The organism is Longispora urticae (genome assembly GCF_053902585.1).
Genome location: NZ_JAQZSH010000065.1, coordinates 1 through 1,559, shown reverse-complemented (window position 1 = coordinate 1,559; position 1,559 = coordinate 1). Strand labels below are relative to the sequence as shown.

Below are 1,559 nucleotides of genomic sequence, written 5' to 3'. Positions count from 1 at the left end.
GGCGCGGGTGGTCTGGCCGCGTGCGGCGAGGACCCGGGCGCGGCCGATCCGCAGGGTCGCGTCCTGTGGGGCGCGGGCCAGACCCTCGTCGAACCGCCGGCCGGCGTGGTCGAGGTCGCCGGTGCCGAACGCGAGTTCCCCGAGCTGGTACAGCGCGAACGTGGTCGTCGCCGCGTCCGGTGCGGCGGCCAGGGCCCGTTCGAGGGCGGCGCGGGCCCTGCCGGGGTCGCCGCGCAGCTCCCAGGTGTAGGAGGCCCGGGCGAACGAGGACGCGTCGGGGCGCAGGTCGACCATGCGCTGCACGGCGGCGAAGCCCTCGTCGTAGCGTCCGAGTTCGATCAGCGCGTCGGCCCGGGCCCCGTGCGCGGCGGCCAGGTACCCGTCGGCGGCGAGGGCGCTGTCGGCGTGCCGGAGCGCGGTGTCGAAGTCGTGGCGGGCGGCGGCGAGGGCGGCGAAACCCAGTTCGGCGGGGGCGTTGTCGGAGGCGTGGACGGCCAGGGACCGTTCGAGGGCGGTCTGGGCCCGGGGGTAGTAGCCGGGATCGATGGTGGCGCGGGCCCGTTCGACATAGGCCAGTCCCAGGTCGGCGAGGGTGCGCCAGTCGCCGGGCGCCTCCCGGACACGGCGTTCCGCGCGGGCCAGGGGGTCAGCGGCGGGGGAGGCCGTCTGCCCGGCGGGGGTGGGCGGGTCGACGCTCATCAGCGCCCCGGTCGCGGAGCCCACCACGACCAGGCCGATGAGGGACAGTGCGGCCACGCGGGTGGAACGCCGGGCCATGCGAGCTCCTCGGGTCTCGGGGCGCACGGTTGCGTCCCCGACGCTGCTTCGTACCAAGAAAGCGGATGTATGGGTTAATTACCAAAAATTCTTCCATATGCTACCCAACTGGGGCGTATTCGGCTCCGAATCGCTCTGCGAGGCGAACATCCTCTGTCGCCTCATCACGGGGAGTAGAAGGAGAGCAATGTCGAAAACTCGTCATGTCCGCCGCCGGGCGGGGGCGGCCGTCGCCGTCGCGTCGGCACTCGTCGCGGGGCTCGCGGCGCTACCGCAGGGCGCGAACGCGTCCAGTCACCGGGAGGCCCCGCTGATCGCGGGCGAACCGCGGCTGGACAACACCGACCTGTACGCGTTCGTCAGTCCCGAGATGCCCGACAAGGTCAACATCATCGCGAACTGGATCCCGTTCGAGGAGCCCAACGGCGGGCCGAACTTCTACAAGTTCGCCACCGACGCCGCCTACGACATCAACATCGACAACGACGGCGACGCCCGCCCAGACCTGGTGTACCGGTGGACGTTCACCGACCACTACCGCAACCCGAACACGTTCCTGTACAACACCGGCGTGGTCACCTCGCTGACCGACCCGGACCTGAACTTCTACCAGACGTACACGCTGGAGCGGTTCGCCGGACACGAGCGCACGACCCTGATCCCGAACGGGAAGGTCGCCCCGTCCAACACCGGTCCGGCGTCGATGCCCAACTACGGGGCGCTGCGCCAGCAGGCCGTCACGCAGGTCCCCGGGGGCGGCAAGTCGTTCACCGGGCCKKCYK

The 1,559-nt window shown here is 71.5% G+C and carries 2 protein-coding genes; one reads left to right on the top strand and one right to left on the bottom strand.

Features of this window, described 5'->3' with window-relative positions; genetic code table 11:
- The coding region (locus tag PT931_RS36070) for a tetratricopeptide repeat protein (protein ID WP_456250218.1) at positions 1-777 on the bottom strand (777 nt) is incomplete at its 3' end.
- Positions 778-964: 187 nt separating this feature from the next.
- Between PT931_RS36070 and PT931_RS36065 the strand changes: the two genes are divergently transcribed.
- The coding region (locus PT931_RS36065; RefSeq protein WP_456250217.1) for a DUF4331 domain-containing protein at positions 965-1,559 on the top strand (595 nt) is incomplete at its 3' end.